The organism is Pyramidobacter sp. YE332 (assembly GCF_033060595.1).
In the GTDB taxonomy this organism is placed as follows: domain Bacteria; phylum Synergistota; class Synergistia; order Synergistales; family Dethiosulfovibrionaceae; genus Pyramidobacter.
Window position 1 is genome coordinate 138,652 of sequence record NZ_CP133038.1, and the last position, 26,276, is coordinate 164,927.

The window sequence follows — 26,276 nt, forward strand, 5'->3', positions numbered from 1 at the left end:
AAAGAGACTTTTCTCTTCCTCGCGTTGGAAGAGAAAAGTCTCTTTGTTTACGCTCCGCGGTCGTCGAAGTTCAGCTGCTCCATGGCGAACCTGCGATAATCCATGAATTCTCGGCTGGTGCGGCGGCGCGGATAGGGCAGGTCGACTTTGATGTCGTTGTGGACGCGGCCGGGGCGCGGCGCCATGACGACGACGCGGGAGCCCATGTAGAGGGCTTCGTCCACATCGTGCGTCACCATGACGACCATGGGGCGGTGGCGCGACCACATGGAGAGGATCACGTCTTGCATGGTCATGCGGGTGAAGGCGTCGAGCGCGCCGAGCGGCTCGTCGAGCAGAAAGACCTGCGGGTTGTTGACCATGGTGCGCAGCAGCGCGGCGCGCTGGGCCATACCGCCGGACAGCTGGTGCGGCCAGTTCTTGCGGAATTCCCACAGCCCGGCGGTTCTCATCAGTTCCTCGACTTCGGCCTCATGGCCGCGCAGCTGGCCGCGCATTCTCAGGCTGAAGGCGACGTTCTGTTCCACAGTCAACCACGGAAAAAGCGTCGGTTTTTGAAAGACCATGCCGCGCACGGGGGCGGGGCCGTCGATGACCTCGCCGTTGAGGGTCACCTTCCCGGTCGTCGGCACGATCAGCCCGGCGATCAGGCGCAGGATGGTCGATTTGCCGCAGCCGGAGGGGCCGATGACGCTGATGAACTCGCCGGAGCGAATTTCCAGTTCGATGTCTTCGAGGGCGTTGGTGACGGAACTGCCGGCGTTGGCAAAGCTTTTGCTGACGTGGTCGAGCTTGAGGATATTTTCGCACATGACGGCGGCCTACCTTTCCTGCCAGCGCAGCATGTAGCGGCGGACCGCGCCCAGCAGCGCGTTGACAAGCACGAAGATAACGCAGATGGCGACGACGGCGGCGTACATGTTGCCGTAGCGGGCCCAGCTTTTCTGCCAGGTGATATACCAGCCAAGCCCCGACTCGACGCCGATCATCTCGGCCACCATCAAAGCGACGCAAGCCGTGCTCATGCCTTGAGTCATGCCCTGCAGGATGTTCGGCAGCGCCGAGGGCACGGCGATGGTTCCGACGAGGCGCATGCCTTTGACGCCCAGCGTGCGCGCCGCCTCGAAATAGGCGGGGTCGATGTTGGTGATGCCGGTCTTGGTAGCGATCGTGACGGAGTACCACACGCCGAGGGCGATGATGAACACGCTGCCGCGGAAGAGCGTGGCGGCCAGCACCATGACGACGGGAAGCCAGGTCGTGGAGGGGATGGCGCCCAGCAGGCGCGTAAACGGCTCGATCCAATAGTTGACGTTGCGGTTGTAGCCGCAGGCGATGCCGGTCACCAGCCCGACGCCGACGCCGATGAAGTAGCCGGTGAACAGCAGGATCAGCGAGTTTTTGGCGCAGTCCATCAAGTAGGCCCAGTCGGCGATGGCCGCTTCCAGCATCTGATCGAGCCACGGAAAGTACGGCAGCGGCAGGCCGCCTGTCTTGAGCGTCAGCCAGTCGTAGCCGGCCAGCGCCAGAAAGACGAACGTATAGAAGGGGGCTTTGTAGCGCATCCAGCGGAAGGCGCGGCGCCCGCAAAACGAGGCGAGGAAACCGATCAGCGCCAGCCCCGTCAGGGCGAGGATGAACCAGTTGTAGTCGTTGCCGTGAGTGTTTCCCTGCAGATCGGGAAGGCAGTTGTACTCCCACAGGGCGACGACGCCGGCGACGACGGGAAGAAAACAGACGACGTAATCGAGAAATTTCTGAAATTTCGTTCTCGGGCGGCTCTCGAGAATCGCCAGTTCGTCCCGCGTCAGACGGCGGGGCGGCATCCCGGAAGCGCGGCCGTTTTCATGACCGGGCATAAAGAAAAATCTCCTTTCTTCTCTTCGGCAAGCACTGCGCAGCGCTGGCTGCCTGTCACATTTTCTGTTCCCGTTTCGCGCCGGGCGGAAACGCAAAAAGAGGGGGAGCCGCAGCGAGCCCTCCCCCTTCTGCGCCATACCGCCGGCAGATCTTGTTCACGCCGGACGGAAACTCCGTCCGGAGCAGGTCATTTCGAAAAGATGAATTTCATGAAACGGAAATAGGTATAAACCACGAACACGACAGCGATCAGCGTCGCCGCCGGCACCAGGTACGGTGCGAGCGGCAGGGCGCGCCCAAGCTTGGCGGCGCAGGATGCGCCCTGCTTGAAGGCGATCGCCGAGATCACGAACGGGAAGGTGAAGGCCGCGTAGCTGGGATAGAACGGCAGTTTCAGCATCGAGAAACTCCTGACCAGCGCAAAGACGTACGTCAACAGCGCCAGCGCCAGCAGGAAGGCCAGCATCGCGAAGGACTTGGGCATGACCGACTGCACATAACCGGCCACGCAAAGGCTCGTGGGCGCCGCATAGACGCAGATCAGCGGCATCGCCGGCTCCGGCACGGGCAGCGTTTGATACCGCTTCGTCACCACGAACAGCAGGATCAGAAGCGCCGCAAACCCAAACCAGAAAGCGACGGTGCCGACATCGGCGCCGCGCCCATAAGCGGGCGCCGTCACCGAAGCGACGACAATGCCGACGTAGAGGATGAAGAACACCGTGGTGACCTTTTTCAGATCAAAGCGGAGCACAAACTTGAGAGTGAACCAGACGATCAGCACCACGTGCAGCGCCACGGCGAACCACCACACGAGGCGCGCCGCCGCTCCCGCAAAAGGCAGGATATAAGTGCTCAGCAGCATCAGCGCCATCGGGAACGTGGCGGAGACGCCCGCCGTGATCGGATTTTGCATGTCCTCTCTGACCGCGGCGGGGAAGCAAAACAGCTTCAGAAGCAGCAAAACCAGCAAAAACGCCGCCAGCACCCCGCAGACGGCGCGGATCCCTTCGCCGCAGCTCTGCAGCAGATTGCCCAGCGCAGCGGCGCCCACCATCACGCCCGCCGCGGGAATCGGCACTTTCTTGATGAACTGCATCCGTCAACCTCCGTTCAAATCAGTTCTTCGCAGGCGGCAAATACGGCGCTTTCAGACCTTCGATCGGTCCGTCGTCAACGTTTTTGATGTTCAGCTCGCGGCACAGGATCTCGGCGACCTTGCCCGCGCAGAGACCGGTGAAGGCGATGCACTGAGCCTTGTGTTCCCCTTCGGCCATCTCAAAGCCTCTGGTGAGCACGCGGCAGCAGTTCGCGTGTTTGGCGTTCGCGTCTCTGAACCAGTCGTGCAGCTCGTGCGTGAGCTTCATGCAGTAATTGACCTTCGGATCCTTGGGGCCGTCCTGCGTCGTGCGGCCGAAAAACAAACTCAGCGCCATGATGCCGCCGTTCAGCGCCCCGCACATGCAGCCGGAGCGCCCGGCGCCGATCGCCATGCCCGACGACAGAGCGATGACTTCTTCGGGAACGTCCACGTTGAAATCGCTTCTGATCGCCGACATCACCGCCTCGCAGCAGAAGAAGCCGTTTCTGTAAAGATCTTCCGCGTGCTTCTGGACGGCCTTCGGGCTGACCTGTTCGACTGAGTACTTTACCATTGAAAAACTCCCCTTGAGATATGATTGGATGTTTTTTCGCCGGGAGCCCCCTCGCGGCAAAAACATCTTAAAAACGAACGATTTGGCGCGGTCGATCTCAATCGTTCCCGAGAACCGGATCCCAGACCTGCTTCATCAGCGCATCGGTATCCTTTTTGGCGTCGATGAGGCCGAAAGTCTTGTAGTCGTCGATGATGTTGCGCAGCGCGGCTTCCGTAGCTTCGTCGCTGATGCTGTAGTCGTAGGTCTTGAAGATCTCGAGCACGAGCTTGGGATCGCCGGCCGCCCATTTGTTCGCCTGAAGCACGGCGACGGCCTCTTCGGGGTGCTCCATGACCCAGGCGCTGGCGGCCTCGTGAGCGCGAGTCAGTTTTTTCACCGTGAGCGGGTTCTCGTTGTAGAAATCGAGGTTGACGGCGTGGATGCAGCAGGGCTCCTGCTTGAAATCCTCGTCGAACGTCAACGAGCGGATGATGCGCAGTTCGCCGCTGTCGAGGAATTTCTTGGCGAACTGGTCGCCGAGCAGCGCCGCCTGCACTTCGCCTTTCTTCATGGCCATCACGGCGACGCCCGCTTCGGCGACTTTCCATTTGATCTGGCGCGGATCGACCTTGTCGTGGTTGAAAAAGCGCATGGAAATGTTCTGATCGGAACCGCCGATGCCGTCGGGAATGGCGACGTATTTGCCGACCAGATCGGCCGTAGTCTTGATCGGACTGTCCACGGGCACATACAGCGATTTACAGCCCGAATGGATGCCCGTGGTGAACTTGACGCGCACGCCATTGACGGTGGGAACGAGCATCGTGGCGATATGATCGCCCGTCACGTCCACCTTGCCGGTGCCGATGGCGTCGATCTGACCGCTACTGCCGCCGGCCATACGGATCACTTCGGTCTTCAGCCCTTCCGCTTCGTAAAAACCTTTCAGCTGGGCGATGCCGAACGTGCCGAGGCAGAGGCCGCCGTTGTAACCGATCTTGATGACGCGGCCGTAGGCGGGTTCCTTCCTCCAGGCGGCGTCTTCCTCTTCCTTCGTCATGGCGGCGGCAGGCGCAGCCATCAGCGCGGCGCAGAACAGAACGACAAGAAACTTTTTCATCAACAGCTCTCCTTCATAATGTTTTTTCGTAGAGGTCAAATCAAGAACACGAAAAGTCGCTGAGATCCAGGCTTCCGTTACTTGGCGCTGAACTGATCGTACGCTTCCAGCACGATCCCGGCATAAGCCGAGCTGGGGCCGCCGCCCATAAGGACGGCGACGCCAAGCGCTTCGGCCAGCTCTTCGCGCGTGACGCCGGCCTTGATGGCGTTCTGGACGTGCGAGTTGATGCACATTTCGCAGTGGGCCTGCAGGCCGAGCATCAACGCGATCAGTTCCTTGGTCTTCAGGGAAAGCGCGCCCTCTTTCAGCACGGCGCCGGCCAGGCCGCCGAAGGCCTGCATCGTTTCGGGGGCCGCTTCGCGCAGTTTTTTGCCGCGCAGGCCGGCCTGACGCGCCGCGTTTTTGTAGTCCACCTGTTTTTGAGGTTTCTCCGCTGCAAAAGCCACGCTGCTCAAAACCATTATCATGGCGGCTGCCAACACTAGAATTTTCATGATAAATTTCTCCTCTCGATCATGTGTTCGATCTTGAAAGACCGTTCCGAAACTAATCGTGCTGCAGGACCGGATCCCAGATCTTTTTCAGGATCTTGTCGGGATCGAGGCGGGGGTCGAGAATGCCGAAGCTCTGATAATCGCGGATGATAAGGCGCAGCGTCTCCTCCGTCGCCTGATCGCTGATGCCATAATCCAGAGTTTTCTGGATGGACTGCACGAGGTCGAAGTTGCCGGTGACGTACTTGTGGTCAAGGAGGAGGCGGACGCTCTCGTCGATATTGTCGAGAATCCACTGACTGGCCTTTTCATGGGCGCGGGTCAGTTTCTTCACGGTGATCGGGTTCTCGTTGTAGAAGTCCAGATTGACGGCATGAACGCAGCAGGCTTCTTTCTTGAAGTCATCGTCGTAGGTCAGCGAACGTACGATGCGCAGGGTACCATCGTCGAGGAAACGGCGCGCGAACTGATCTTCAAGCAGCGCGGCCTCAATCTCTCCGTTCTGCATGGCCATGATACTGACCCCCGCTTCCACGACCTTCCATTTGATGTCACGGAAGGGACTGATACCGTCGCGGCTGAAAAAGCGCATGGCGATGTTCTGATCCGAATCGCCAATGCCGTTCGGCACAGCTACCGTCTTGCCGACCAGATCTTTTGTGTTCTTGATGTCGCCCTTGGCGAGCACGTACAGCGATTTACAACCAGTGTGGATGCCCGTCGTGAATTTCATGCGCACGCCGTTAACCGTAGGAATGATGAACTTAGCGATATGGCCGCCCACCACATCGACTTTGCCGGTGCCGATGGCGTCCACGTCCTTGGTCATGCGCGTGATCTTGACTTTCAAGCCCTCTTCGGCGTAGAAACCCTTGATGTCGGCAATGCCAAAAGTGCCGAGACACAGACCGCCATTGTAGCCCACATTGATCACGCGCCCGTAAGCAGGCTCCTTCTTCCAGGCCGCGTCTTCCTCTTCCTTCGTCATCGCGAAGGCCGCGGCAGAAACAAGCGTCGCCGCACCTGCCAGAACCGCAACCAGCTTTCTGTTCATAAAACGATCGCTCCTTCTCAACCGTTAGTAACAGTTATAGTTTTTATGCTTAATCAACATATCATTCGGCTTTTGAAAAGTCAATTCGAATTTATGAACAGTATTACTCTCAAGAAAACATTTTGCATCGTCTTGGTTGTTCGGAAATTCTGCTTCGCCGCAAATCATCAGTTCTGTCCGAAAGAATCGTTTGCAAAGGGGCGTTCCTGCCTTATTCTTTTACGATCACGTAAGTACGCTTAAAAATTTCCGGCAAAACCAAGAATCATACGCCAAAAATCACAACGCGTCGCCCTTTTTTTGTCCATTTCGCACTGGACGGGGACGGACCCGTCGTTTATGATGAAACACGGTTTTCGAAAAGAGCGCCCGTTCGATGAACTTTATAAAGGAGGAGTCCGTCATGAACGACATGATCAAGGCCGCGGCCGAACAGTTCGCCCGCGAGAACGTAAAAGAGGCTCAGGACCTGCTGCGCACGCTGGGGAAGATCCCGGCGCCGTCGCACGACGAAGGCCGGCGCGCGGCCTTCGTCAGCGAGTGGTTCAAATCGCAGGGATTCAAGGACGTGCAGATCGACGCCGCCCAAAACGTGATCTGTAAGTTGGGGCCACAGGACAGCGATCTGATCGTCTTCGCAGCGCACACCGACATCGTCTTTCCCGACACGGCGCCGCTGCCCATGCGCGAGGAAGACGGCCGGCTCTACGCGCCCGGCATCGGCGACGACACCGCCAACCTCGTCAACCTGATGATCGCCGCCCGTCATCTGGCGTGGCGCGAAGAGGAACTGACGCAGGGCGTGCTGATCGTCGCCAACGCCTGCGAAGAAGGGCTGGGCAACCTCGACGGTACGAAGGCGCTGTTCGCCGCCTACGGGCCGCGCGTCACGGCCTTTTACTCGCTCGACGGCAAGCTCGGCCATTGCTGCAGCGGCGCCGTCGGATCCTATCGTTACCGCGTCACGTGCCGGACCACGGGCGGCCATTCCTACGCCAACTTCGGCAACGCCAACGCCATCGAATGCCTGGCGCACCTGATCGAGGATCTCTACGCCGTCACGCTGCCCGAAAGCGCGCGCACGACCTTCAACGTCGGGCGCATCGAGGGCGGCTCCACCGTCAACTCCATCGCCCAGTATGCCGCGATGCTGTACGAATTCCGCTCTCCTTCCCAGGAATGCCTGGATTACATGAAGGTCCAGTTCGACGCGATCCTCAACGCCAACCGCAACCGCGGCGGCGAATTCGCGGTCGAACTGTTGGGAGTCCGCCCCGGCGACGGCATGCTGAACCGCGAAGCGCTGCAAGCCTTTACCGCCCGCACGTTGGACGTGATCCGCAGCTATTACGACGGCGAACTGACCGTCACCCCCTCGTCCACCGACAGCAACGTGCCCCTGTCCCTGGGCATCATGGCCAATACGCTCGGCACCGTCGTCGGCATGGGCGCGCACACCCGCGAAGAGTGGGTAGACCTGGGTAGTCTGGAAACGGGGCTGAAAATCGCCCTCAGCCTGATGCTCGCCGCGCAGGCCCCCTAGAATAAAATCAGCCGCGAAAAAGCGGCGAAACGGAAAAAGAACAAAAACGCCGGAAGAAGCGAAAGCGCCCCGACACGACGCGACGAAAGAGATTCATCGGTCGTACCGGAGCGCTTTTATAGGACGTTTTTTTTCGATGTTCCACGTAGAACTTTTTTCTATCGTTCATGAATTTGCAATGGATAAGAACACATCGTATATAATTAATATTATTGCCGCCGCTTCTTCGCGACGGCGGTCGTTTCAAAAAACATGATAAACTGAACGCAAAAAAGGAGGGAAGCGCGATGGAAAGCAGAAACGGCGGCAATGTGCGCGAGATCCTCGGCGCGCCGGCGCTGATCGTGCGCCGCCCGCAAAAGAACATGTACCTGAGCGTGCGTCCCGACGGCATGCTGCGCGTCTCCTGCCCGACGGGCACGCCCGATGCGGAGATCGAACGCTTCGTCGCTTCGCAGTCGCGCTGGCTGCACAAGCGCCGCGCCGCCGTTTTGCAGATGCTGGACGAGCGGACGAAACACGACGCCGGCGACACCGTGCTGTTATGGGGCCGTTCTCTGCCGCTGGCCGTCGCACACGGACGGCCGTACGGCGCCAGCCTGCGCGGCGAAACCATTCTCCTGAACCTGCCGGAAAACGGCACCGCCGATGAACGGGGCAAACTGATCCACAGCTTTCTGCGCGCCCGCCTCGGGCTCGCCATCCCGCCGCTGCTGGCCCATTGGCAGCCCGTGCTGGGCGTGCGAGCCTCGGGGTGGCATGTGCGCGACATGACGACGCGCTGGGGCAGCTGCAATACGCGCACGGGGCGGCTGTGCTTCAATCTTCGCCTCGCCGCCAAAGACCCGTGCTGCCTCGAGTAGGTCGTCGTGCACGAACTCAGCCATCTGATCGTCGCCAGCCATTCGGCCGCCTTCTGGAACTGCGTAGCCCGCTGTCTGCCCGACTGGCGGCAGCGGCGCGCGTTGACCAACCAGACAATGAAAGAACCGTCCGCAGAATAGCCTACACGAAAATGCAGGGCGTCACTGCCATCCAGAACAGCAACGTCACCATGCACAGCAGCGTCGACGACGCTACCAGCATGGCCGCGTAGTCGGCGTCCATGCCGAAGCCGCGGGCCAAAACGTAACAATTGAAGGCCGGCGCCACCGCGGATCCGACCACCGCCACCTGCATGACAACGGGATTTTCCACGGGAAAAAGCATGAACGCAGCCATGACGATCGCCGGGTGAAGGAACAGCTTCATGAGCATGTCGGGCCAGGCCGATTTGACGTCGCTCCACAGACGCTCCGGCGCCAGCGCCGCGCCGATGACCAGCAGCGCCATGCCGTTGCCGCAGTCGCCCAGCACCTCGAGGACGCGCGCAAACCATTGCGGGATATAAGGCGTCCAGCCCAAAGCGCCGATCAGGATGCCGCAGATGCCCGCCAGCAGGATCGGATTTCTGACCGTCCGCACCAACGCGTTCGCCAGTGACCGGCCGTCGCTCTGACCGCTCATGGCAATTTGCGACATCAGCAGCGGTACGAGGTTGAAATACGGCGTTCCCACCGCCACGAAGAGCAGCTGCGCTTCCGTGCCCGCCTGTCCGAGCCAAAGCGTCATCACCGGCAGGCCGATAAAGATCGCGTTGGGACGCACCGACGTGAGCATGGACACGGCGCGCCGTTCGGGCGCGATCTTGCGCAGTCCCGACATCACCCAGAACACTGCCGTCGCCGCCGCATAACCGCCAATGAGCACGGCAGCAAAGCGCCAGCCATGGATCATGGACGCGTTGAAGCCAAGTCCGGCCTTGAAAAAGCTGACGGGCATCAGCAACGAGAAAAGCAGCCCGTTCAGTTCCTTCAGTCCGGTTTCAGTCAGCCGCCCCCGTCTTTTCAGAAACCAGCCGCAGCCCATGACGATGAAAATCACCAGATTCGTTAGAAAGCCCTGCATCGTTTCAGCCCCTCCGTCCGCATCCGATCAGGATCGGCGGCTCTCGAGACGGGAAATGTTCCACGTGGAACAATCCCTGCCGTCGCCGTCTCGTCACTTTTCGACAAGTTTACCACGCTCACCTGAAAGCCGCTACGCGAGACGGAACACTCGTCGCCAGCCACAGCATTTTACTGTTTTTTAATAAAGAGACCGTATCAGTCCCATCCTCATAATGATAATGCCGCCAGACCGTCGGAAGATTTCCGACGGTCTGGCGGCATTATTCGCGTCTCGCTCTTATTTCTGGACCGGCATGGGCACGGGAACGTCGGCGGGGATGGGGCAGCGGTAGGGTTCGCCGTGGGTGGCTTCGAGAAACTCCGCCTTGGCGGCGGCGACAAGCTGCGGGTCGGCGGCGACCTTGGCGGCCGTCAGAGCCAGGGCGCGGGCGCCGTAAAGCATGCCTTTCATGCCGATGGACGAGCCGGCGCAGGATGTGACCTGCCAGCTGTGGCCGGGAGCGGCGCAGTTCCACGAAGCGGTGTTCACTTCCGCACAGGGGACGATGTGCTGCACGTCGCCCACGTCGGTGGAGCCAAAGCCATTCTCCTCGCGGATCCCGACGCTGACGCCGAGCGGGCCGTCGTAATCGGGGCGCCGTTTGATCTGATCGTAGTTCGGATTCTGTACGTTGATAGCCTCGGCGAATTCCAGCTCTTCCTCGGTCCAGACGGGCCTTTCCACTTCCTGCAGGCTTTGATAGATTACGTCGCTGAGGACGCGGTTTTCCAGCGTCGGATAACAGCCGCCGAGGAACTCGATCTCCACTTTCGTCTCGGTCATGTGCGCCGCCCCCTCGGCGACCAGCACGAGGCGGCGATACGTGTCTTCCACGGCCTCGCGGGTCAGGGCGCGCACGAAGTACCAGACGCAGGCTTTGTCGGGGACGATGTTGGGAGCCATCCCGCCGTCGGTGACGACGTAATGGATGCGGTTGTCCATGGTGACGTGCTCGCGCAGGTAGTTGGCGCCGACGTTCATGAGCTCGACGGCGTCGAGGGCTGAGCGGCCGTTCTCCGGCGCGCCGCCGGCGTGAGAGGTGCGCCCCGTGAAATGGAACTTGGCGCTGTTCAGGCCCGTCATGACGCCGCGCATGACGCAGTTTTTCGCGGCTCCGTGCCAGGAAAAAGCGAGATCCAGCTCACGGAACGCGCCGCCGCGGGCCATGAAGACCTTGCCGGTAAGGGCCTCTTCGGCGGGACAGCCATAGTAAACTACGGTACCGGGACAGCCGGAAGCCCGCAGCTCTTCTTTCAAGCCGTACGCCGCCGCCAGCGGCGCCACGCAGAGCAGGTTGTGCCCGCAGCCCTCCCCCGGCGCGCCGTCCCGTACGGGTTCCTGGCGGGTGCCGACCTTCTGGCTCAGACCGGGCAGAGCGTCGAACTCGCCCAGAAAACCGATCGTCGGTTCGCCGCTGCCCCAACTGGCACGCAGGGCCGTGGGCATCCCGTACATCCCCGTTTCCACGACAAAGCCCAGCTCGCGCAGCAGCTCGGCAGTGACCGCGCACGTGCTCACTTCGTTGTAGGCGGTCTCGGGATGCTCCCAGATTTTTTTAGCGTGGGCGACAAACTGTTCCTCTTTCGCTTGAAGAGCTTTTAACGCCGCTTCTCCGACCATAAAAATTCCTCCTAGAATAATGTAGTCGCACTTCCTAGAATAATGTAGTCGCACTTGTTGACAGATTATTGAACGGAACAATCTGCGATAATGTCAGCATGCAGTGTGAGCGTCGCCGTTTGTTTCCTTGGGGACATTTCCTCGTAAAGGAGAGTGCGCCTCACCTCTTGCGGCAGTTCACGAATGAGCTGGATGTTGAGACCGAAGGTCTTCTCCGTCTGTCCAAGGAGGTTGTGAGCCGCAGGAAGCGTGAGAATTCACCTGCAAATACGTTGTGGTGAGGTGACTCATGTACTATCTTGGTATTGACATCGGGAAGAACAATCACGAAGCAGGGCTTATCAGGGAGGACGGCAGCCACGTCGGCAAGTCGCTGCGTTTCGCCAATGCGCAGGAGGGCTTTCAGCAGCTTCTGCTCTTTCTCGAACAGAGTCTTCCCGAGCGGGAGGCCTTCTGTATCGGCATGGAGGCGACCGGTCATTACTGGCTCGCGCTCTACTCCTTTCTGCGGGAGCAGGGTTTTGCTCTGCATGTGATCAACCCGATCCAATCCGACAGTCTGAGGAACTTCCACATCCGGAAGCAGAAAACGGATGCGGTCGACTGCTTTCTGGTGGCTGAGGTGATCCGTTTCGGCTCGTTCAGCGCAACTCATCTGGCTGATGAAGATATCATGGCGCTGCGCAATCTGGCCCGTTTCAGAGAGTCGCTCAAGGACTCCTGCGCCGACTACAAGCGACAGGTCGTCACCGTTCTGGATCAGGTGTTTCCGGAGTATGCCGCCTTGTTCTCCAACGTCTTTGGCGAGAGTTCAAAGGCATTTCTCAAGACGTACGGCACTCCGGAACAGGTGGTCGACGTGAACACGAAATCGCTGGCCGCTTTGCTCAGAAAAACCAGCCGGGGCCGGCACGGTACTGACAAAGCCCGTGAGCTCAAGTCTCTGGCGGCGCGTTCGGTCGGCCTGACTCTGTGTTCGGATGCCTTTGCCTTTCAAATCAGGATTCTCATCGAACAGATCGAATTCACGGAGAAGCAGATCGATGAGATCGACAAGAAGATCGCCCGGCAGCTGAGGAAGTTTAGCTCTGTCATCCTCACTGTCCCCGGCGTGGGGCCGGCGACGGGCGCCGTGATCCTCGGTGAGATCGGCGATATCAGTCGTTTCTCCAATCCCAAGAAACTCGTCGCCTTTGCCGGGATCGATCCGACTTCGTTTCAATCGGGGAACTATGTCGGCCAGCACAACCGCTTGTCCAAGAAAGGATCCCCCTACCTGAGACGAGCTGTCTGGATGTCGGCGCTGATAGCAGTCAGATGCGATCCTGTCTTCAAAGCGTTCTACGAAAAGAAGCGCGGTGAGGGGAAAGCGCATGGGACTGCATTGGGGGCTGTGTCGAGAAAACTGCTTTATACGATTTACGCTGTTCTGAAAGCCAACAAACCTTACGAGGTACGCCGCCAGGGCATAGAATGATTCTGTTCCCGCGGGGTTCCCTGCTCGTATCGCTTCCGTGTGAGCTCGTTCGCGTGCTTGTTTTGTCTGAGTTCTGTCCAATATGCCGTTTTCAGGGGCGCTTTGGCTTTTTCACGCGGGCAACCGGCTAGAAATACTTCGGGCATGAGCTCGAATTTCCTACTTGACTTTTAATAGCTGGTCTCCTTCTGAATTTCTCGAATTCACGCGCGGCAAAAAACGGGGATTGCCGCGGGAATCAAGAAAATTGTCCGAGCACATATCGAACGACATCAGCGTTCATATGTTCCAACAGAGAATGTTCCACGTGGAACATTCTGCCCGAAAATGAACGCAACGCTTTTTTCGCGTTGACATGCCTCTTTGCCTCGGGACTTAACGGCGCGGCGCGCTCAGTCCCGGCACGCGCCCGGCCAGCTCGGCCAGAGAAACGCGCCGGTGCCCCTGAAAGCCTGTCACCGTCTCGGCGGCCAGCATCGACGAGAGGATCGCCTCGTGTACCGACTCGATCACGGCGCGGAAGAACAGGTTGGCGTGCGCGTCGCTGACCGAACGAAACGCCAGTTCCCCCGCCGCGTCGAAGGGAACCCGCTGCGCGGTGGAAAAAGCCACGGCGATCTCGCCGCTGCCGTTGCCGATGATCGAGCCGGTGTGCGTGATGCCGGCGCTGGCGCGTTTACAGAGCCTCTTCAGCTGGCGCGCGGTCATGGGCGCGTCGGTGGCGATCAGCACGATGCAGGATCCCTGCTCGCGCAGCTGTTCCGCGGCGAGGATCTTTTTCGCTTCGGCCCCCGTCGGCTGACCGTCCAGCGTAAAGTCCTCCATCTCGCCGAAGTTGCTCAGAACCAGCGCGCCCAGCGTATAGGTCCGTGCGCCGGCAGTCACCAGCCGCGAAGCCGAACCGACGCCGCCCTTGAACTGGTAGCAGCTCATGCCCCGTCCCGCGCCCACGGCGCCGAGAGCGAAATCGGGCGCGGCGGCCGCCAGCGCCTGACGCGCCAGCTCCGGCGTCACCGCCTGGACGCGGATGTCGTTTAGAAAACCGTCGTTGCACTCGCACACCAGTGGATTGACCGTGCCCGCCGCGCCGCCGATCGACGGTTCGCTCTCGATCATCGCCTGGGACAACGCGCGCCAGACGTCGCCGACGCTGAGAGTATTCGTCAGCAAAATCGGCGTTTCCAGCGTGCCCAGCTCGTCGATCTGCACCAGCCCCGCCGTCTTGCCGAAGCCGTTGATCACGTGCGAGGCGGCGATCAGTTTGTTCCGGAACAAACTGCCCGGCGCGGGAATCACCGCCGTCACGCCCGTCTGCGTTTTCCCTTCCGCCAGCGTCGCGTGTCCCACGATCACGCCCGCCACGTCGGCGATCGTGTTGCGGGGGCCTTTGGGCAGGCGGCCGGCGCTCAGTCCGAAACGCTCGAGCCAGTCGTTGTTTTTCACGTTTCACACGTCCCTTTCACAGCGCAAGATGAAAGAATCCCGTTCATATTATAGCCGCCGGGCCATAAAAATCGAGCCGCTCCGTCTCTTCCATCCGAAAAAAACGGCGCGGCTCGATTTTTACGATCGGGGAAAAAATCAGCTCAACAGCGCCAACAGCAGCCCGCCAGCGACGACGGAGCCGATCTGTCCGGCCACGTTGGCCGCGGAAGCCTGCATGAGCACGAACGTGCCGGGTTTTTCCCTGGCCGCCATCTGCTGGATCGTGCGCGACGACATCGGGAAGGCGGAAATGCCCGCCGCGCCGATCATCGGGTTGATCTTTTCCTTCATGAACAGATTCAGCAACTTGGCGCTGAGCACGCCGCCGGCCGTATCGAAGACGAAGGCCACCAGCCCCATGCCGAGGATCATCAGCGTGTCGGCGCGCAGGAAGCGGTCGCCCGTCATCGTGCAGGAGATGCCTAGCCCCAGCATGATCGTGACGATGTTGGCCAGCTCGTTCTGGGCGCTGTTGGAAAGGCGCGCGACTACGCCGCTCTCGCGCAGCAGGTTGCCGAACATCAGAAAGCCGATCAGCGTTGACGACGAGGGCGCGAAGATGCCGACCACGATCGTGACGACGATCGGGAAGAGGATCCTGGCACGCTTGCTCACCGTGCGCCCGGCGCGGAGCGTCATGTTCATGCGCCGCTCCTCTTTGGTCGTCAGCGCGCGGACCACCGGCGGCTGGATGACCGGCACCATCGACATGTAGGAATACGCCGCCACGGAGATCGGTCCCAGCAGCTGCGGCGCGAAGCGGCTGGAGACGAAGATCGAGGTGGGGCCGTCGGCGGCGCCGATGATGCCGATCGAAGCCGCTTCCCTGACGCTGAAGCCGAAAACGTAATAGGCCAGCCCCATGGTGAGGAAGATGCCCGCCTGCGCCGTCAGGCCGAAGAGCGCGTAGACGGGGCGTTCCATCACGGGCGAAAAGTCCATCATCGCGCCGATGCCGATGAAGATCAGCAGCGGGAACATCTCGTTGGCGATACCGGCGTCGAACAGCACGCTGATCGCCCCCGGCACCACCGTGCCGTCCATGGCCTGCGTCAGCGCCGCCGTCATGGGAATGTTCACCAGCACGGTGCCGAATCCCATCGGCAGCAGCAGCGAAGGCTCGTATTCCTTGGCCACCGCCAGCCAGACCAGCGTCAGGCCGATGCCGATCATCACCGCCTGCTGCCAGGTCAGGCTCAAAAAACCCTGAAACAACGCTTCCAAAACGATTCTCCTCTCAAAATTCCAGCGATGCCGCGGCAGAGCGCGGCTCAGTCTTCCTCGGGCGGCAGCGGCTCGTCGAGCAAGGCGAGGTTGACGTGGCAGTAGCCGCACGGCTTCTTTTTCAGATAATCCTGATGGTATTCCTCGGCCGCATAAAAGTTGACCAGAGGCTCCACCGTCGTGACGACGGGCTCGTCCCAGTTCTTCTGTTCTTTGGCGAGAAGCTCCTCGGCCAGACGGCGCTCCTCGTCGTCGTTGTAGTAGATGGACGTACGGTACTGCGCGCCGATATCCGGCCCCTGCCGATTCAGCGTCGTCGGGTCGATGATGCGCAGATAGTGGCGCAGCAGCGTGCGCAGGCTGATGATCTGCGGGTCGTATTCGACCTTGCAGGCCTCGGCGTACCCTGTGCCGCCGGCTTTGACCTGTTCGTACGTCGGGTGCGGCATGCGCCCGTTGGCGAATCCCACTTCCGTATCCAATACGCCGGGCAATTCCCTCATGTAGGCCTCGAGGCCCCAAAAACAGCCTCCGGCCAAAACGATCCTCCTCGACATCGGTCTTCCTCCTTATTATTCCCGCGGCTCGGCGGGAACGGGCATACGCTCGGGGATCGCCGCCACCTCCAGCCCCAGATGGCACGTTCCCCGTTCCACATCGACTCGATCACGGGGCGCCGCGGGCTTGCGTCAAAACAGCGGGCGACGGCTCCGGCTGTTTCATATCGAAATTATATTCTGCGCCGTAGCGAAAAGCAAACGCAACGCGGCTTTGCGTCCCAGGGACAAAGCGGCGTCGCCCGGCGCGTGGATCCGAAGCCTTGATACATTGTTTGACGAATAGACAGTGTTCCCCGGCGGGCGGACACGACGACAAACGCCTTCGCGGCGGCGAAATACGGCGATCCGAATTTCCAGACAGGATACTATAAAATACGGGCCGTCAAGCGCCGGAAACGACGCCTGACGGCTCTTTCGCTTTCTTTCGCTTAATCGTTTTTCTCCGATCCCCGCTGCTTCCAGACGCGGAAAACCACGGCAACCAGCGAGAGCGCGGTCAGACCGGCCAGTATCGGCCCGAGAGAAGCGTCTTTCTCCGGGGACTGCTCCGAGTTCAGCATGGCGGCAATATAAAAGAGGCTGTATCCAAAAGACAGCCATTTGACCAAGGAGCCGCGCTTTTTGCCATAGAAAAACGCCAGGTTGCTGACGAACGGCAACACAAAGCCCACAAGACAGAGAAAAAACGTTCCCGCCATGGAGGCTACCGTACTGCCCACCTTTTTCACCTCGGCGACCGCCGCCCTGGAACGGTCGGCGATATAACCGCAGGACGAGCACTCGCCTTTGAACATGCGCGCGCCGCAGCGGGGGCACCTCTGCCCTTCGTCGTCGGCCCGCACGCCGCACTGCGGACAGGCCGCGCCGTCGTACTCGGCGCCGCAGTTTTTGCAGATGTGATCCGCCGCGCGCCCGCCGCAATAGGGACATTCGTGCAGGGCTCCGTCGAATTCGGAGCCGCAGTATGCACACTTCTTCATTGGTGATTCCTCCGTTCGTCGGGATAAAAACCCGAAATCACGTTTTTATTTTCGAATAATATCACAGCGGCCGCCAAAAAAGAAGCGCGCGAAACTTTTTCCATCGCACAGCCGCGGACGAAGCGGCTGCGACGGACTGAAAAAACGCGAACTCTCGCGGCAAATTCTGCGAGAGAAGAAATTGATTAAACCTGACTATAAATTTTCCCCGCTCCGTCTGCGCCGACGCAGGAGATCCCGCGAACGCTTTTCGTCCGCGGGATCTCCTGTGCTCGTTATTCCGTTTTCTTCCAGGTGGCGTCGGTGAACACCGTGCCGAAACGCACGTTGACGCCGAATTCCGGCGCCGTCATCAGGCCGTCGCCGTTGCGTTCCGCCAGTCCGGCGGCGGCCGCCGCGGTCTGGTCGGGGAACTCGGTGACCGGCGTTTCGCCGTCCATATACGCCTTGGGCATGACCTCGCCGGCAAAGCCGTAGCGGCGCAGACACGCTTTGACGTGTTCGGCCAGCAGCTCCACCTTGTCTCCCGCTTCGAAGTAGGCGCGCGCGTAAGCCCAGACGCTGCCGTCGGCCGGTTCGAGGCGCACAGCGTAGGACACGGCCTGCGTCAGCGCCGGATAAGGCAGCTTTTCGTTTCCCGCCAACGAAGCATATCCGACCAGTACCGCGCCGGCGTTCATCAAGTTGCGGCGCAGTTCTTCCCTTAACACTCCCATCGGAAAATCCTCCTCGATCAGCGCTCTGTAAGACGCCGTTTTTTCTTATTATATACCAGTCCCCGATCTCCCATCTGATTCTACGAATGTCAAAAAGCGCCATCACTTGTCCATATGACATGAAAAGCAAATTTCATGGGCTTCCAGCATCCTTTTCATAAATATCCGTTCCATACTAAAAATTAGAGTATACATGGCATTATTCATTTATTAATGTTATAATTTTTCACGAATAAGATATCATCGGAAGCTCTCCGAAAGATGGAGACCTCCCTCGTGAAGGCAAAGAAGAAGGCGGTCCGTAAATTCTATTGTCTTTATGGGCGATTGAGCGTTATTCAAAAAATGGAGAACTTTTAAGGGGGAAAATGCGTTGCTAGATCTTTTGATTCGAAACGGTACCGTCATTGACGGAACACGAACGACGCGGCGGAAATCAGACGTTGGCGTCCGCCATGGAAAGATCGTCGCGGTCGCCCCGCAGATCGAAGAAGAAGCAAAGGAGACGATCGACGCCTCTGGAAAAATCGTCGCTCCTGGATTCATCGATATCCATTCCCACTCCGACATGAGTCCCTTTTTCACCAATCAGAAAATGCAGAGTAAACTCTATCAAGGCATCACGCTCGAGATTGTCGGAAACTGCGGCATCTCGTGTCTGCCGACCGACGACGCTTCACGCGAGGCGATCACTCGCCTCATCTCTTCAGGTCTCGAACTGCCGATGGATGGCAGGACCGTCGAGGACGATTCTCTGTCGGATTATGCCGAACACCTGAAACGTTGCCCAGCCGCGACAAATATCGGCGTCCTTGTCGGTCACGGCACACTTCGCGGCATGGTCATGGGATTTGGCATGCGAAAACCGACTTTCGAGGAACAGAAACATATGGAGCGCGTGCTTGAGCGGGAACTTAGCGAAGGCGCATTTGGCATGTCGCTCGGCCTGATTTATCCGCCCAGTTCGTACGGCGCGATTGACGAGTTCGTCGCGTTGGGCAAAGTGCTTAAAAGGCACGATGCGATCCTTACTGTTCATATGCGCAGCGAGAGCACGAAAATCTTTGAAGCGGTCGATGAAATGCTCGAAGTGGCGCGCCATTCCGGCGTCCACGTCGAGATTTCCCATCTCAAGTTGATCGGCAAACCGCAATGGGGCCGTTCCAAAGAGCTCCTTGCAAAAATCAGAGCGGCCCGCGAAGAAGGATTGAATATCACGTGCGACCAGTATCCATATACCGCAACGTCGACAGGCATGTCGGCCTTGGTTCCTGCCTGGGCCCATGATGGCGGTTCGGATGAAATGTGCAAACGCCTTGCGTCTCCGACGGAAGAATTGCTCTCTGAAACGGAATCGGAAATCGAACGCCGCGGCGGCGCCCATGCGGTTCTGGTCGTTTCCACGCACGGCAGACTCCCGCAGTATGAAGGGAAACGCCTTGACGAGATCGCCGCGGACATGGAGCTGCCTCCGGCTCAGGCCGTCGTTCGCCTGCTGCGTGCGAGCGATGGGGGCGTTCCGTGCTGTTATTTCAGCCTTTCGGAAGACGATATGCTGCACATTATGCGCGAGCAGTTCGTCTGTATCGGATCGGACGGTTACGCGATGACCTATGACCGCCATTTTCTTGGGACGAACCCGCACCCGCGCAGTTTCGGCACCTTTCCCCGTTATTTCCAGACGATCAGGGAACATCGGCTGATGAGCCTCGAAGACGCTGTTTACAAGGCTACAATGCTTCCGGCGCAAATCCTCGGCCTGAAGGACCGCGGCGTGATTGCCGTCGATAAGATCGCGGATATAACCGTTTTCGATGCGGCCGAAATTAGCGACCGCGCCACGTACACCGATTCCCCGCAGAAACCGGCAGGCATTTGCGCGGTTGTGATCGACGGCCGTGTCGCGTTCAAAAATGGCGAACAGACTGGCGATAACATCGGACACCTTGTTGTCCATAAATAACGACCATGGGGAGAGGGATTTCCATGTTGGGGCCTTATGCGTTGATTCCTGAAGAATCGTTATGGGCATTGATTCCGCTTGCAGTATACATTCTTGTTTCGTTCCGTCCGAAAGTTCACGCGCTGACGATCGCGATGATCGCCTGTCTGTTTGGTTATATTCTGACGGGACAAACCCCCGCCATGACGGGAGCTCTCGTTGTGAAATCGCTGGGATCGACGCTCGGTCTGATCGGCTTCATCATCATGTGCGGCGCCGGGCTCGGCAGTGTCATGAGCGAGGCGCGTGTAAGCCATACGATCGTGTATTGGATCGTCAAATATATCGGCGTGACGACTGAAAAACGTGCCATTCTCTGTGTGATCGTCACAACAACGCTTGTCTGCGGTCTGCTGGGAACCTTGGCGGGCGGTTGTGCTATCGTCGCCCCCATCCTCATTCCTATTGTAGCGGCGGCAGGATTGAAACCTGCCACGGTGGCCTGTCTTTTCCAATCATCCGGCGAAACGGGTCTGATCTGGGGACCATTCACGGGACCGACTGTCGCTCTCCTTGCGATTACGCATCTGAGCTACGGTCGTATGATGCTGTGGGCCGCGCTTCCTTATGGTCTCATTTGGCTCACGGTCATCTACTTCTGCGGTCTGCGAATTCAACACGACCCAAGTTACGACGAAAGATACGAGCTCGACACCGCCGAACAGACGACGCTCGGCATCACCGCTCAGGAAAAGCGCGTGACACTGGCGTTCCTAATTGGCTTTGTCGGACTTCTGACGTTTTCGATGATCACCCATCAAAAAACGGCGTTCACGGTGTTCGTCATGCTGGCTCTGGCTCTCGTGATCTGCCTTTTCAAGTCCCTCGATATGTCAGTCATGTTCCGGGCGTTTGCCAAAGGCATGGGCTCCATGGCCGGCACATTTCTTCTCTTTATCTTGTTGAACATGATGCTCGAATACATCAATTATGGTCATGGCTTTGAAGCTCTTGGCAAAATCCTTGTTTCGTTTGCAGGCGAGGGAAGCCGCATGATGGTTGTCATTATGGGCACATTGGTCGGCTCTTTCGGCGTCAATGGCGGCGCCGTCGCGCAGCTGCAAGTTACGCACGATTTGTTCGCCAGCGCCGTGAAAACAGCCTCCGTCCCCATGGAGTTCTGGGCTCTGGCGTTGATTTGCGGTTCCCGCGTCACAACGTCGATCTATCCCGGATCGAACATGATCGCTCCAATGGGACTGGCGCGCAGCGAAAGTCTGAAAGCCATGCTGTTCGGCGGCTGGTCAGTATCTATGACGTCAATCGCGTTCATCATCGTGTGGTCATGGTTTGCGATGCCGATTTTCTTCCCGATATAACCAGACAACTGAACGATACGAGAGCTCCGAAGGAGATCTCCAAATCGAGAACATCCTGAGCGACTAAATTCCCTTGGGACGCTCCTGCTATTCAACGTTTTAGTCAACAAACAGCATGAGTACGAAGAGATTCATCAAAAAAAGAACAAAGAAGCCGCCTCAATTGACTTTTGAGACGGCTTCTTTATTTATAACAGCGCGGATTTTCAAAAGCTCCTTACCGGATCAATCAAAACTCGTGACGCGAATCATGGCTCCCCGTCATTTCTCCGCTCTCGGGATCGATCAGGATGGCGTTGACGTCGCCCATGTAGGATTTGAGCGGCAGCGAGTAGCCCATGGAGAGCAGACTGTCGACGGTTCCGCCGCTGAGGCCGTTCATCGGTTCCACGCGCAGCTCGTCGGGCAGCCACTGCATATGCACCCGGGGAGCGCTGACCGCCTTGTTGATGGGCATTTTATGGTCGATCACATTGGAGATCACCTGCAGGACGGTGGTGATGATGCGGGTGCCTCCGGGGGCTGCCGCAAGCGAAGATCCGTCCATCCCAAAAACAAAAAAGCGATTCCCTCCGACGCTTCATTCGGTGCTCCACGAATATGATCCAATAATAGTCAGTATTAATCAATCTCTTATATCTCTTTTATTTCACGAAGAGAAATTTTTCCATCGGCAAAACATCTGCTGGGCGTCCTTCCAACCGCCTGATGTTCCACGTGGAACATCGCTTTTCCGGCGATGGGGGCGAACGTTCAGCGCCAACGATCCAATGCCGTTTCACGCGTTGTTTCTCACCAAACAGACCTTCAAGAAAAGGGGGCTCGCTGTTCCACGTGGAACATTTTTGCGGTATGATTGAACCGAAAATGAAGCATGGAGGTGAACCCCATGGAGATTCAACCGTTGCCGCCGCTCCCCGAACTGTCCGCGGAAACGCTGACGCGGCTGCGCCGCTACGCTTCGCTGTTGTCTGTCGCCAACGAGCGAGTGCGGCTGACGGGACCTCACGACGAGGAAACGCTGTGGCGCGACCACATCGAAGACTGTCTGCACATGCTGCCGCTATTGCCGTCCTCAGGTACGGTCGTCGACGTCGGTACCGGCGGCGGTCTGCCCGGCGCCGTCCTGGCCGTTTGCCGCCCCGATCTGGAATTCACGCTGCTGGACAGTCTTTCGCGCAAGAGCAAGGCCCTTGCAGAAATTGTCGCTGGGCTGAACCTTTCCAACGCGGAAGTGGTCTGCGCGCGCTCGGAGGATTTCGCCGCCGCGCGTCGCGAGCAGTACGACGCCGCCGTGGTGCGGGCCGTCAGCGAAGCCGGCGTCATCGCCGAATATCTAGCGCCGTTGGTGCGCGAAGGCGGCGTGCTAATCGCCATGAAGGGCAGTTCCGTCGGCGAAGAGCTGGCGCCGCTGGAAGGCCGCTGGAACGTGCTTGGCCTCAACGAGCCGAAACTTTACGAATACGACATCAAAGATCACAAGAGCTACATGCTTCTCTGGAAGAAAAGCGCGCCCTGCCCCGCGGTTTATCCGCGCAAGCCCGGGCGGGCCGAAAAAAAACCGTGGTGGAGGTGAGACGATGAAGACTATCGCGGTCATCAATCAGAAAGGCGGCGTCGGCAAGACGACGACCTGCGTCAATCTCGCTTCCGAACTCGGCGCCATGCGCAAAAAGGTGCTCGTCGTCGACGCGGACCCTCAAGGCAACGCGTCCAGCGGTCTCGGCTTTCAGTTCGACGACTCCGTGTCGCTTTATGACCTTGTCGTCGGCAATGAAGATCCCAAGTGGGCGCTGCATTCGACCAGCGCCAAAAACGTCTCGCTGATCGCCTCGAACATCAATCTGGTCGGCGCCGATCTGGAAATGGGCAGCCTTCAAGGAAGGGAGTTCCGCCTGCGCGAAGCGCTACGCAAGCTCGAAAACGACTTCGACGTCGTCCTCGTCGACTGCCCGCCGTCGCTGGGGCTGCTTACCGTCAACGCGCTGGCCGCCGCCAACCGCCTGTTGGTGCCCGTACAGTGCGAATATTACTCCATGCAGGGACTCAGCCTGCTCGCGCGCACCGTGCAGATGGTCCGCGAGCAGGGCATCAACCAGGGCGCGCAGATCGACGCGATTCTGCTCACCATGTACAACCCAAATCTGCGCCTCACGCGCGAGATCGAGACGCAAATCCGCGACGTCTTCGGCGAGCACGTGCTGAAGACCGTGATCCCCCGCAACATCGACCTGGCGGCAGCCCCCGCGCAGGGACTGGCTATCCGCGACTACGTCCGTTCCAGCCGCGGCGGCCAAGCCTATCACGATCTGGCATTGGAGGTCAAAAGACTATGGCTGTAAATCGCAAAAATACCGCCGCGGCCCAGGCCGCGAAGAAATCCGCCGCTTCCGCGAAGTCCATCATCCAGTCTGGCCGCGGCCTCGGCGCGCTGCTGGCCAAGCAAAACGTGAGCCGCGTCCCCCAGAACAGCGAAATGGCCCCGCTGGCCGATATCGAGCCCAATCCCAATCAGCCCCGCAAGCTTTTCGACAGCGCGACGCTGCGCGAACTGGCCGCATCCATCAAAGTTCACGGGCTGCTCCAACCGCTGATCGTCACCCCCGCGCCTGCCAAGAGCGCAAAGAAATACCGCATCGTCGCCGGCGAACGCCGCTTTCACGCCTGCGAGCTGGCCGAACTCTCGGAAGTGCCCGTGCGCATCGTCCGGGGCGACGAACAACTCCTCAGCGAGATCGCCCTTGTAGAGAACCTTCAGCGCGAAGATCTGACCGTGCTCGAGACCGCCAACGCTCTCAAGGTCTTGATGGAGAAGCATCGGCTCACCCAGAACCAACTGGCCGAGCGCATCGGTTGGAGCCGCAGTGTCGTGGCCAACAAGCTCCGCATCCTCTCGCTGCCCCAGGGCGCGCTGGATCAGATCGCCGCCGGCAACCTCAGCGAAGGGCACGCCAAAGCCCTGCTGTCTCTGAAGGAACCGCAGAAATTTCTTGAAGAGCTTGTAGCAGACTGCATCGCGCACCATTGGTCCGTTCACAACCTGCAAAAACGCATCGACTCCCTCAACAGCCGCCGTGTTACCGTCCTTTACAAGGCTCCCCAGCTTGACCCCTGGCGCCCCAAAGGAGCGCTGAAAGTGGCACGCCGTCTTGGCCTGTCTTTCAGCGTTCTCGGCAACGAGAGAGAAAACCGCGTCGTCATCAACGGCATGCGCCGTGAGCAAGTGGAGCGTCTTTTCGCCCTGCTGGACCGCGAAGCCGATTTTATGAGCGGAGATCCGGACAGTAAATAAATGAAAACTCCCAACGTCAAAGACGTTATCGTCTTCAGCCGCATCGTCGGAGCAGCCCTGCTCGTTTGCGGCTACCTCCTGGCAGGGCTGTTCATCGGCCGTTATTTTCTGGACCGCGGTTACCCGCAATGGACCCTCCCCTTGTGCCTGATCGCCGGCCTCATCGGCGCGTTGCTCTCGGGAGTTCGCGAGTTGAAAAGCATTCTCGCGATGATCCGTCGCGACCGCCAGAATCAGTGAAGTTTCGGCGTGACGCGTGGAATGTCCCAAGTTATCCACATTTTATCCACTTCTCCACAAGAACAAAAGCATACTTTCCGGCACTTGACAAAAATCTCCGGGAGAAAGGGAGCTCTTTCAAAAAATATTTTGAAGAGAACGCTATCGAGAGACGCCTACCTGCGAGGACTTTTGAAAACTCCATCACGAAAAACGAACGCAAAAATTCGCTTTCAACAGAAATCGCGATGCCAAAAAGTTCACATGGGAAGAGTTTTTTGACCATTCAATTTTCCCCTTGACGCTTTGATTCACAGTTTCCACAGAAACGCTCCGCTTTTTTTCAGATCCCCTCGAAACGAGCTTAAAAAATCATTTTCCGCGCCGATCCGGCTGCAAATTTTTGCGAATCCCGATCTCGCTCACAAGTTATCCACCAATGTTGTCCACAGCGGTGAATAACTCCCACCTTTTTGCTCATAGAAAAGAGGAAAGAACATGGAAACACTCATGGCCCCATGGAGGTACACGTACCTCAACTCCGCCAAAAGCGACGGCAAGAGCTGTATCTTCTGCGATTTCCCCACCGACGGCAGCGACGACAGAAAGCACTTCATCGTCTTTCGCGGCACACACTGCTTTGTGATTCTCAACGCCTACCCTTACAGCTCGGGGCATCTGATGGTCATCCCCTACCGCCACACGACCGACCTGAGCTCTTTCACCCCCGAAGAATCCCTCGAGTTCCACGATCTGATCGCCCGCGCCATCGAATCTCTTAAAGGCGCGTTTCATCCCGACGGTTTCAACGTCGGCATCAACATCGGCGCGGCGGCCGGCGCCGGCATCGACACCCATATCCACTGTCACGTCGTGCCGCGCTGGAACGGCGACAGCAACTTCATGGGCGCGATCGGCGACGTCAAAGTCGTCCCCATCTCCCTTGAAGAGACCTGGGAACGCTGCTGCTCGTGCTGGCGCTAGATCGGCCCTGCCGTCGTCCCGCGGCCCCCGCCGTTTACAGCTTCAAGGAAAAGCGCAGCGAGTTCATCGCCGCCCTCTTCCCCGCCGCCGCGGGCGACGAAGCCCGTGCCACGCTGGAATCCGTGCGCAAGGAACATCACGGCGCCGCGCACAACTGCCCGGCATGGCGCGCCGGCTATCCCGACGTGGAAGAGTTCTGCTCCGACGACGGCGAACCGGGCGGCACCGCCGGACGGCCGATCCTTGGTGCCTTGCAGAAAGCCGGATTGTTCAACGCAGTCCTCGTCGTCACCCGCTATTTCGGCGGCGTCAAGCTCGGCGTGCGCGGCCTCATCGACGCCTACGGCGCCGCTGCGGCCGGCGTCATCGAGCGCGCCGGCGTCGAAACGGCCCTGCCCTTCAAAGAGCTGGAACTGCGCTGCGGCTACGAACATCTGGCCGCCCTCAGCCGCGCCGTCAAAAGCGCCGGCGTCGCCGAAAACCGCCTGCGTACCGCCTACGGAACGGACATCACCCTCACCCTGCTCGTCGCTCCCGCGCTCGAAGAACGCCTGCGCTCCCTGCTCGACAGCTACGAAGGGCGCCAACTGCTCGCCGCGCCGCCGCTCTGGGGAAAAAGCTACGTGCTCGCGGCGGAAAACCAAGCCGGCGGATCATGAAAAAACTCGACAGAAAAAACGTTTGGGCAGGATAAGCGA

The 26,276-nt window shown here is 59.1% G+C and carries 26 protein-coding genes and 1 pseudogene; 11 read left to right on the forward strand and 16 right to left on the reverse strand.

Going from position 1 to position 26,276, the window contains the following annotated elements; all coding sequences use genetic code 11:
* Positions 1-47: 47 nt before the first annotated feature.
* The 7 genes from RAH42_RS00670 to RAH42_RS00700 all read right to left on the reverse strand — a co-directional run bounded on the left by RAH42_RS00670 (position 48) and on the right by RAH42_RS00700 (position 6,168).
* A complete protein-coding gene (locus RAH42_RS00670; RefSeq protein WP_317539744.1) occupies positions 48-812 on the reverse strand; it encodes an ABC transporter ATP-binding protein in 765 nt (254 codons plus the stop codon).
* Positions 813-821: 9 nt separating this feature from the next.
* A complete protein-coding gene (locus tag RAH42_RS00675) occupies positions 822-1,859 on the reverse strand; it encodes an ABC transporter permease subunit (protein ID WP_078017103.1) in 1,038 nt (345 codons plus the stop codon).
* 188 nt (positions 1,860-2,047) lie between these two features.
* Positions 2,048-2,959, reverse strand: a complete 912-nt coding sequence (locus tag RAH42_RS00680; protein WP_317539745.1) for a TDT family transporter — start codon at positions 2,957-2,959, stop codon at positions 2,048-2,050.
* 19 nt (positions 2,960-2,978) lie between these two features.
* The gene (locus RAH42_RS00685) at positions 2,979-3,515 is read right to left on the reverse strand and encodes a C-GCAxxG-C-C family protein (protein ID WP_078017105.1); all 537 of its coding nucleotides are present in this window, start codon (positions 3,513-3,515) and stop codon (positions 2,979-2,981) included.
* A gap of 97 nt (positions 3,516-3,612) precedes the next feature.
* Positions 3,613-4,617 (reverse strand): ABC transporter substrate-binding protein, encoded by a 1,005-nt coding sequence (locus RAH42_RS00690; RefSeq protein ID WP_078017106.1) that lies wholly within the window; start codon positions 4,615-4,617, stop codon positions 3,613-3,615.
* A 77-nt stretch (positions 4,618-4,694) separates the two neighbouring features.
* A complete protein-coding gene (locus tag RAH42_RS00695) occupies positions 4,695-5,114 on the reverse strand; it encodes a carboxymuconolactone decarboxylase family protein (protein ID WP_233543568.1) in 420 nt (139 codons plus the stop codon).
* Positions 5,115-5,166: 52 nt separating this feature from the next.
* Positions 5,167-6,168 carry an ABC transporter substrate-binding protein gene (locus RAH42_RS00700; RefSeq protein WP_078017107.1) on the reverse strand — a complete coding sequence of 334 codons (1,002 nt, stop codon included), beginning with the start codon at positions 6,166-6,168 and terminating at the stop codon, positions 5,167-5,169.
* 403 nt (positions 6,169-6,571) lie between these two features.
* On the opposite strand from RAH42_RS00700, the gene RAH42_RS00705 reads away from it, so the two are divergent.
* Together RAH42_RS00705 and RAH42_RS00710 are read left to right on the forward strand one after the other, a co-directional pair.
* Entirely contained in the window at positions 6,572-7,711 is a 1,140-nt protein-coding gene (locus RAH42_RS00705) for a M20/M25/M40 family metallo-hydrolase (RefSeq protein WP_078017108.1), read from the forward strand.
* A 365-nt stretch (positions 7,712-8,076) separates the two neighbouring features.
* Positions 8,077-8,715: pseudogene (locus RAH42_RS00710) on the forward strand (SprT family zinc-dependent metalloprotease).
* A gap of 1 nt (position 8,716) precedes the next feature.
* Here RAH42_RS00710 and RAH42_RS00715 read toward each other — a convergent pair.
* Positions 8,717-9,658, reverse strand: a complete 942-nt coding sequence (locus RAH42_RS00715) for an AEC family transporter (protein ID WP_078017111.1) — start codon at positions 9,656-9,658, stop codon at positions 8,717-8,719.
* A gap of 279 nt (positions 9,659-9,937) precedes the next feature.
* Entirely contained in the window at positions 9,938-11,320 is a 1,383-nt protein-coding gene (locus RAH42_RS00720) for an amidohydrolase (protein ID WP_078017112.1), read from the reverse strand.
* 289 nt (positions 11,321-11,609) lie between these two features.
* Here RAH42_RS00720 and RAH42_RS00725 point away from each other — a divergent pair, with 289 nt between their 5' ends.
* Positions 11,610-12,797, forward strand: a complete 1,188-nt coding sequence (locus RAH42_RS00725; RefSeq protein WP_317539426.1) for an IS110 family transposase — start codon at positions 11,610-11,612, stop codon at positions 12,795-12,797.
* Between the two features lie 375 nt (positions 12,798-13,172).
* Here the strand turns inward: RAH42_RS00725 and RAH42_RS00730 are convergent, their stop codons facing one another.
* From RAH42_RS00730 to RAH42_RS00750, 5 genes are all read right to left on the reverse strand, one after another.
* Positions 13,173-14,240: a P1 family peptidase gene (locus RAH42_RS00730; protein ID WP_317539746.1), complete on the reverse strand. Its 1,068-nt coding sequence runs from the start codon at positions 14,238-14,240 to the stop codon at positions 13,173-13,175.
* Positions 14,241-14,378: 138 nt separating this feature from the next.
* Positions 14,379-15,506: a sodium ion-translocating decarboxylase subunit beta gene (locus RAH42_RS00735; protein WP_078015193.1), complete on the reverse strand. Its 1,128-nt coding sequence runs from the start codon at positions 15,504-15,506 to the stop codon at positions 14,379-14,381.
* 47 nt (positions 15,507-15,553) lie between these two features.
* Positions 15,554-16,063, reverse strand: a complete 510-nt coding sequence (msrA, locus tag RAH42_RS00740) for a peptide-methionine (S)-S-oxide reductase MsrA (RefSeq protein ID WP_078015194.1) — start codon at positions 16,061-16,063, stop codon at positions 15,554-15,556.
* 431 nt (positions 16,064-16,494) lie between these two features.
* Positions 16,495-17,046, reverse strand: coding sequence for a zinc ribbon domain-containing protein (locus tag RAH42_RS00745; RefSeq protein WP_078015195.1), 552 nt, complete (start codon positions 17,044-17,046; stop codon positions 16,495-16,497).
* A 275-nt stretch (positions 17,047-17,321) separates the two neighbouring features.
* Positions 17,322-17,762, reverse strand: a complete 441-nt coding sequence (locus RAH42_RS00750; protein ID WP_009164408.1) for a hypothetical protein — start codon at positions 17,760-17,762, stop codon at positions 17,322-17,324.
* A gap of 385 nt (positions 17,763-18,147) precedes the next feature.
* Here RAH42_RS00750 and RAH42_RS00755 point away from each other — a divergent pair, with 385 nt between their 5' ends.
* Together RAH42_RS00755 and RAH42_RS00760 are read left to right on the forward strand one after the other, a co-directional pair.
* The gene (locus RAH42_RS00755) at positions 18,148-19,725 is read left to right on the forward strand and encodes a D-aminoacylase (protein WP_317540232.1); all 1,578 of its coding nucleotides are present in this window, start codon (positions 18,148-18,150) and stop codon (positions 19,723-19,725) included.
* Positions 19,726-19,748: 23 nt separating this feature from the next.
* Entirely contained in the window at positions 19,749-21,083 is a 1,335-nt protein-coding gene (locus RAH42_RS00760) for a TRAP transporter large permease subunit (RefSeq protein WP_078015197.1), read from the forward strand.
* 229 nt (positions 21,084-21,312) lie between these two features.
* On the opposite strand, the gene RAH42_RS00765 is transcribed toward RAH42_RS00760, so the two are convergent.
* The gene (locus RAH42_RS00765) at positions 21,313-21,630 is read right to left on the reverse strand and encodes a gamma-glutamyltransferase (protein WP_078015198.1); all 318 of its coding nucleotides are present in this window, start codon (positions 21,628-21,630) and stop codon (positions 21,313-21,315) included.
* A gap of 342 nt (positions 21,631-21,972) precedes the next feature.
* Between RAH42_RS00765 and rsmG the strand changes: the two genes are divergently transcribed.
* The 4 genes from rsmG to RAH42_RS00785 are packed head-to-tail and all read left to right on the forward strand — an operon-like array spanning position 21,973 to position 24,615.
* Positions 21,973-22,659 (forward strand): 16S rRNA (guanine(527)-N(7))-methyltransferase RsmG, encoded by a 687-nt coding sequence (gene rsmG, locus RAH42_RS00770; protein ID WP_078015199.1) that lies wholly within the window; start codon positions 21,973-21,975, stop codon positions 22,657-22,659.
* Positions 22,660-22,663: 4 nt separating this feature from the next.
* The gene (locus tag RAH42_RS00775) at positions 22,664-23,425 is read left to right on the forward strand and encodes an AAA family ATPase (protein WP_078015200.1); all 762 of its coding nucleotides are present in this window, start codon (positions 22,664-22,666) and stop codon (positions 23,423-23,425) included.
* Entirely contained in the window at positions 23,416-24,375 is a 960-nt protein-coding gene (locus tag RAH42_RS00780; protein ID WP_317539747.1) for a ParB/RepB/Spo0J family partition protein, read from the forward strand. Before RAH42_RS00775 ends, RAH42_RS00780 begins: the two co-directional genes overlap by 10 nt.
* Positions 24,376-24,615, forward strand: coding sequence for a hypothetical protein (locus RAH42_RS00785; protein WP_078015202.1), 240 nt, complete (start codon positions 24,376-24,378; stop codon positions 24,613-24,615). It begins immediately after the preceding gene.
* 31 nt (positions 24,616-24,646) lie between these two features.
* On the opposite strand, the gene RAH42_RS00790 is transcribed toward RAH42_RS00785, so the two are convergent.
* Complete coding sequence (locus tag RAH42_RS00790; RefSeq protein WP_317539748.1) at positions 24,647-24,880, reverse strand: hypothetical protein; 234 nt, start codon at positions 24,878-24,880, stop codon at positions 24,647-24,649.
* A 212-nt stretch (positions 24,881-25,092) separates the two neighbouring features.
* On the opposite strand from RAH42_RS00790, the gene RAH42_RS00795 reads away from it, so the two are divergent.
* Both RAH42_RS00795 and RAH42_RS00800 read left to right on the forward strand, forming a co-directional pair.
* Complete coding sequence (locus tag RAH42_RS00795; RefSeq protein ID WP_317539749.1) at positions 25,093-25,578, forward strand: HIT domain-containing protein; 486 nt, start codon at positions 25,093-25,095, stop codon at positions 25,576-25,578.
* Positions 25,566-26,237 (forward strand): YigZ family protein, encoded by a 672-nt coding sequence (locus tag RAH42_RS00800; RefSeq protein ID WP_317539750.1) that lies wholly within the window; start codon positions 25,566-25,568, stop codon positions 26,235-26,237. The genes RAH42_RS00795 and RAH42_RS00800 overlap by 13 nt, the downstream gene beginning before the upstream one ends.
* Positions 26,238-26,276: the final 39 nt, after the last annotated feature.

What these genes read in the sequence shown, in the direction of transcription:
- RAH42_RS00670 (WP_317539744.1), bottom strand. Translation starts at nt 812, where the DNA reads ATGTGCGAAAATATCCTCAAGCTCGACCACGTCAGCAAAAGCTTTGCC.
- RAH42_RS00675 (WP_078017103.1), bottom strand. Translation starts at nt 1,859, where the DNA reads ATGCCCGGTCATGAAAACGGCCGCGCTTCCGGGATGCCGCCCCGCCGT.
- RAH42_RS00680 (WP_317539745.1), bottom strand. Translation starts at nt 2,959, where the DNA reads ATGCAGTTCATCAAGAAAGTGCCGATTCCCGCGGCGGGCGTGATGGTG.
- RAH42_RS00685 (WP_078017105.1), bottom strand. Translation starts at nt 3,515, where the DNA reads ATGGTAAAGTACTCAGTCGAACAGGTCAGCCCGAAGGCCGTCCAGAAG.
- RAH42_RS00690 (WP_078017106.1), bottom strand. Translation starts at nt 4,617, where the DNA reads ATGAAAAAGTTTCTTGTCGTTCTGTTCTGCGCCGCGCTGATGGCTGCG.
- RAH42_RS00695 (WP_233543568.1), bottom strand. Translation starts at nt 5,114, where the DNA reads ATGAAAATTCTAGTGTTGGCAGCCGCCATGATAATGGTTTTGAGCAGC.
- RAH42_RS00700 (WP_078017107.1), bottom strand. Translation starts at nt 6,168, where the DNA reads ATGAACAGAAAGCTGGTTGCGGTTCTGGCAGGTGCGGCGACGCTTGTT.
- RAH42_RS00705 (WP_078017108.1), top strand. Translation starts at nt 6,572, where the DNA reads ATGAACGACATGATCAAGGCCGCGGCCGAACAGTTCGCCCGCGAGAAC.
- RAH42_RS00715 (WP_078017111.1), bottom strand. Translation starts at nt 9,658, where the DNA reads ATGCAGGGCTTTCTAACGAATCTGGTGATTTTCATCGTCATGGGCTGC.
- RAH42_RS00720 (WP_078017112.1), bottom strand. Translation starts at nt 11,320, where the DNA reads ATGGTCGGAGAAGCGGCGTTAAAAGCTCTTCAAGCGAAAGAGGAACAG.
- RAH42_RS00725 (WP_317539426.1), top strand. Translation starts at nt 11,610, where the DNA reads ATGTACTATCTTGGTATTGACATCGGGAAGAACAATCACGAAGCAGGG.
- msrA (WP_078015194.1), bottom strand. Translation starts at nt 16,063, where the DNA reads ATGTCGAGGAGGATCGTTTTGGCCGGAGGCTGTTTTTGGGGCCTCGAG.
- RAH42_RS00745 (WP_078015195.1), bottom strand. Translation starts at nt 17,046, where the DNA reads ATGAAGAAGTGTGCATACTGCGGCTCCGAATTCGACGGAGCCCTGCAC.
- RAH42_RS00750 (WP_009164408.1), bottom strand. Translation starts at nt 17,762, where the DNA reads ATGGGAGTGTTAAGGGAAGAACTGCGCCGCAACTTGATGAACGCCGGC.
- RAH42_RS00760 (WP_078015197.1), top strand. Translation starts at nt 19,749, where the DNA reads ATGTTGGGGCCTTATGCGTTGATTCCTGAAGAATCGTTATGGGCATTG.
- RAH42_RS00765 (WP_078015198.1), bottom strand. Translation starts at nt 21,630, where the DNA reads ATGGACGGATCTTCGCTTGCGGCAGCCCCCGGAGGCACCCGCATCATC.
- rsmG (WP_078015199.1), top strand. Translation starts at nt 21,973, where the DNA reads ATGGAGATTCAACCGTTGCCGCCGCTCCCCGAACTGTCCGCGGAAACG.
- RAH42_RS00775 (WP_078015200.1), top strand. Translation starts at nt 22,664, where the DNA reads ATGAAGACTATCGCGGTCATCAATCAGAAAGGCGGCGTCGGCAAGACG.
- RAH42_RS00780 (WP_317539747.1), top strand. Translation starts at nt 23,416, where the DNA reads ATGGCTGTAAATCGCAAAAATACCGCCGCGGCCCAGGCCGCGAAGAAA.
- RAH42_RS00785 (WP_078015202.1), top strand. Translation starts at nt 24,376, where the DNA reads ATGAAAACTCCCAACGTCAAAGACGTTATCGTCTTCAGCCGCATCGTC.
- RAH42_RS00790 (WP_317539748.1), bottom strand. Translation starts at nt 24,880, where the DNA reads ATGGTCAAAAAACTCTTCCCATGTGAACTTTTTGGCATCGCGATTTCT.
- RAH42_RS00795 (WP_317539749.1), top strand. Translation starts at nt 25,093, where the DNA reads ATGGAAACACTCATGGCCCCATGGAGGTACACGTACCTCAACTCCGCC.